The 3576-nt window shown below is 72.9% G+C and carries 4 protein-coding genes; 1 reads left to right on the forward strand and 3 read right to left on the reverse strand.

Going from position 1 to position 3576, the window contains the following annotated elements; all coding sequences use genetic code 11:
- The coding region (locus GTQ99_RS21035) for a sigma-70 family RNA polymerase sigma factor (RefSeq protein WP_166617650.1) at positions 1–266 on the forward strand (266 nt) is incomplete at its 5' end.
- A 30-nt stretch (positions 267–296) separates the two neighbouring features.
- On the opposite strand, the gene GTQ99_RS27260 is transcribed toward GTQ99_RS21035, so the two are convergent.
- Genes GTQ99_RS27260 through GTQ99_RS21050 form a run of 3 tightly spaced genes read right to left on the reverse strand, consistent with a single transcriptional unit; the run spans position 297 to position 3400 of the window.
- Entirely contained in the window at positions 297–1211 is a 915-nt protein-coding gene (locus GTQ99_RS27260) for an ABC transporter permease subunit (RefSeq protein WP_166617651.1), read from the reverse strand.
- Complete coding sequence (locus tag GTQ99_RS21045; RefSeq protein WP_166617652.1) at positions 1208–2071, reverse strand: ABC transporter permease subunit; 864 nt, start codon at positions 2069–2071, stop codon at positions 1208–1210. The genes GTQ99_RS27260 and GTQ99_RS21045 overlap by 4 nt, the downstream gene beginning before the upstream one ends.
- A 9-nt stretch (positions 2072–2080) precedes the next feature.
- Positions 2081–3400, reverse strand: coding sequence for an extracellular solute-binding protein (locus GTQ99_RS21050; RefSeq protein ID WP_166617653.1), 1320 nt, complete (start codon positions 3398–3400; stop codon positions 2081–2083).
- Positions 3401–3576 lie beyond the last annotated feature (176 nt).

Here is a 3576-nt window from a genome sequence, read left to right on the forward strand (position 1 = left end):
CCCCCCACACCCTGCCCGACACCAGCGACGAGCACACCCGCCCCGACACCGCCCAGCAGCTGGCCGACCGCGACGCCCTGCTGGCCGCCCTGCGCACCCTGCCCCCCAAGCAGCGCGCCGTCATCGCCCTGCGCCACCTGGACCAGATGAGCGACGAGCGCATCGCCGAGGTCCTGGACACCACCGTCGGCGCCGTCCGCGTCAACGCCAGCCGCGGCCTGGCCACCCTGCGCACCCGCATCGCGCGCGAGGGCGCACCGGTCTGAGGGCCGGGCGGGTGGACCGGGCGGGGCGCGTCAGGCCTTGACCCCGCCCGCGCCGAGGCCGGCCACGAGGTAGCGGCGCGCGGCGACCGCGATGAGCGCGATGGGCAGGACCAGCGCGATGCTGGCCGCGGCCAGCAGCTGGTAGGTCGAGGTCTCGTCGGCACCGCGCTGGGCGGCGATGAACACCGGGATCGTCACCGCGTCGTTCTGCGTGAGCGTGAGCGCGATGAGGTACTCCTGGAAGGCGACGAGGAACGTGAACACGCCCGCCGTCACCAGCCCCGGTCCCATCACCGGCACGATGACGCGCCGGAACGCGCCCAGCCGGCTGCAGCCGTCGACCATGGCCGCCTCGTCGAGCTCGACGGGGATGTCGCGGAAGAACCCGACGAGCAGCAGCAGCGTGAACGGCATGTTGACCGCCACGAACGCCGCCACCAGGGCGATGCGGGTGTCGTACAACCCCACCGACCGGGCGGCCTCGTACAGCGGGAGCACGACGGCGAACCGCGGCACGGTGCGCAGCACGACGGCCAGCACGAGCAGGACGGGGCCGATGACCCCGGCGTAGCGGGCGAACGCGTACGCCGCGGGCGCGCCGACGACCAGCATGACGAGGACCGCGGCCACCGCGACGAGGAGGGTGTTGAGCAGGATCTCCGCGAAGCGGGTGGCGCGCCACAGCTCGGTGAAGGCGTCGAACTGCGGGGTGAACGACCACGTCGGGGGGTTGGTGAACGCCGCGTAGAACGGCTTGACGGCCGTCAGCCCCGCCCACAGGAACGGCGTGAGCATCCCCAGCACGACGACCGCGACGACGAGCGTGGCGGCGAGCGTGCCGAGGCGCTCGCGGCGGCGGGCGGCCGCACGGGCCCGCGCGTTCGCGCCGCCGTCGTCGGGGGTGCTCAGGCGCAGACCGGTGGTGGAGGAACTGGTGGTGCTCACAGGGCGCGCGCCCCCTTCCACGTCGAGCGCAGGAACGGCACGAGCAGCACCAGGGTGACGACCATCGTCAGCACGTTGACGGCGCTGCCCATCCCGAGGCGGAAGCTGTCGCCCAGGGCCACCTGGTACACGTACGTCATGAGCGACTCGGTGCCCAGCTGCTCGGCGGCCGGCGTCATGATGCGGATCGAGTCGAACACCTTCAGCCCGTCCATGACGGAGATGAGCAGCACGAAGGTGAACACCGGCGCCAGGGCCGGCACCACGAGGTAGCGCTGCTTCTGCCACCAGTTCGCGCCGTCCAGGCTCGCGGCCTCCATGGGTTCGGCCGGCAGGGTCTGCAACCCCGCCAGCAGCACCAGCACGACGAACGGGACCTCGTGCCACAGGGCGTGCAGCACGACGAGCAGGCGGGCCGGCCAGGTGTCCACGAGCCAGTTCACCTGCAGGCCGACCACGCCGAGGACCTGGTTGACCACTCCCCCGAAGACGTCGTTGAACAACCACGAGAAGTCGAGGGCACCCACGACGGAGGGCACGATGTAGGAGGCCAGCAGCAGGCCCAGCAGCACCGTGCGCCCGCGCCGCACCCGGGCCAGCAGCAGCGCCAGCGCGTACCCGGCGGCCACCTTCAGGGCGGTGGCCACCAGGGCGTACCCGACGGTGAACGCGGCCGCGCCGCGGAAGCGCGTGCTGGAGAGCAGCTCGGAGTAGTTGGACAGGCCCGTGAACGTCCCGGGCCGGCCGACGGGGACGTTCTGGAAGCTCCACACCACGGTGGTGACCAGCGGCACCAGGAGCAGCCCGGCCATGAGCAGCACGGCCGGGCCGGACATCAGCAGGAAGTCCTTGCGGCGCACGCCCCCGCCTCAGTAACCGGCGGCGGCGATCGCGGCGGCGGCGGCGGCCTGCGCGGCGGCCGCACCCTCCTGCGGCGTCGTCTCGCCGGCGACGGCCGCACCGATCGGGGCGCCCAGCGCGGTGTAGACGTCGGCCATGTACGGCACCTGCGGCAGCGGTTCGGCGTCCGGCAGCGTCGCGAGCGCGGCGTCCTTGACGGGCAGCTCCGCGGACTCGGCGACCTCGGTGCGCGCCGGGATCGTCGCGTTCGCGGCGGCCTCCGCGGCGGCCTCACCGGTGCCGATGCAGGCGAGCTGGAACAGCAGCTCCGGGTCGACCGAGGAGTTCGCCGCGATGGAGAACCCGTCCACGGACAGGTAGGTCATCGGCAGCCCACCGGGTTCCACCGACGGCGGCACGGCGAAGGCGATCTGGTCGGCGAACTTGCTCTTGTCGGGGTCGGTGAGGTCGGCGACGCGACCGGACATCAGCATGCCCAGCGCGGCCTGGCCGGTCTGCAGCTGGGTGATGACCTCGGGCGAGGAGAAGCTCATGACGGACTCGCTCATCACCGGGCGCAGCGAGGCGAGGGCGGTGATGGCCTTCACCGCCAGGTCGGTGTCCAGCGTCGGCACCGCCTGCCCGTCCGCGAACAGCGAGCCGCCCAGGGAGTGCAGCGCCTGGTTGAACTGGCTGGCGATGTCGCCGGAGGGGTTGAACGGGATGGCCAGCGGGGCCTTCACGTCGGTCTGGTCCTTGATCGCCTGCGCGGTCTCGACCAGCTCGGCGAACGTCGTCGGCACCTCGCGCCCGACCTGCTCCAGCAGGTCCTTGCGGTACACCAGGACGGCGACGCCCCAGAACGTCGGCAGCGTGTACTGCTTGCCCTCGTAGGCCACGGCCTCCAGCAGCGCCGGGTCGATGCCGTCGAGCGCGTAGCGCTCGCTGTTGGCCTCGATCATGTCGTCCAGCTGCACGACCCAGCCGCGGTCGGCGTACAGCGGGCGGATGCTGCCGTACGTCTCGACGATGTCGTAGCTGGCCGTGGGGCCGGAGAAGCTCTGCACGGCGCGCTGGTGCTGCCCGGCGAGGTCGGTCGGCGGCAGCTCCACCGTCAGCTCGCCGGTGCTGCAGCCGTCGGACATGGCCTTGGCGAACGGGTCGGTCGCGGTGCTCGCGTACGAGAGCAGGTTCACCGTCGTGGCGGTGTCGGGCGCGTCGACGTCGCAGCCGCCGGCGGTGGCCCCGCCGGAGACCTCCGAACCGGCGCCGCAGGCGGACAGGGCGCCGAGCGAGCCGGTGGCGGCGAGGGCGAGCAGGACGGAGCGGCGAGCGGGGGTGCGGGTCACGGGGACCTCCGGGGGAACAGGCGCAGATCGTCGTCGGTTGCGCGGTGGGCGCACCCTGCGGGTGCTGGGAGCAGGGACGGTCGGTGTTCGGCCGGTGGGGCGGGCGGCAGGCGACGCACGAGCAGCCGGCGGGGTTCTCCACCGGCGGGTCGAGCTGACGATCGCGACGACCGTAC

Source organism: Kineococcus vitellinus (genome assembly GCF_009906315.1).
Lineage (GTDB): Bacteria > Actinomycetota > Actinomycetes > Actinomycetales > Kineococcaceae > Kineococcus > Kineococcus vitellinus.